Below are 521 nucleotides of genomic sequence, written 5' to 3' on the forward strand. Positions count from 1 at the left end.
CGGACGGCCTGGATCGGCGTGCGCTACAGTCTCTGACGCTTGTTCATCAGCTTGGGCTCCTGCGGGAGCCCGCCTTCCATCGGGGGTGACCGCGCATGGACATGACCAGCCTGTTGATGCGGCGCTCCGCCTGGATCTTCCTCGCCTGTTTCGGGGTGGCCCTGGCGCTGGCCACCCTGCGCGCCCAGAGTGACATCCGCCGGGAAAGCCAGGGGGCAGACCAACTCGCCCACCTGGTCGGCGAACTCTCGGCACTGCAGAACATCGCGCCGGAGGCCCTCGACAGCCAGGTGGCCAAGCTGCGCAGCATCAGCCGCTCGGGCAGCCTTCGCCACCTGGACTTCCAGCTCGAGGACGGGGCAGGGCAGATCCTGATCCCCGCGCCGCCCACCGCGTCCGATGCCATGGCGGGGCGCACGCGGCTGCTCCTGCAACGCAGCGACGGCAGCCGCTTCCAGGCCACCCTGATTGCCAATCCGGCCAGCGAACAGGAGGAGGCGGTTTCCGACATCATCGGCATG

The 521-nt window shown here is 68.9% G+C and carries 1 protein-coding gene; it reads left to right on the forward strand.

What is annotated here, in order from left to right; all coding sequences use genetic code 11:
- Positions 1 to 95 precede the first annotated feature (95 nt).
- The coding region (locus JNK74_30235) for a hypothetical protein (protein MBL7650449.1) at positions 96 to 521 on the forward strand (426 nt) is incomplete at its 3' end.

This window comes from Candidatus Hydrogenedentota bacterium (assembly GCA_016791475.1).
Taxonomy (GTDB): domain Bacteria; phylum Hydrogenedentota; class Hydrogenedentia; order Hydrogenedentales; family JAEUWI01; genus JAEUWI01.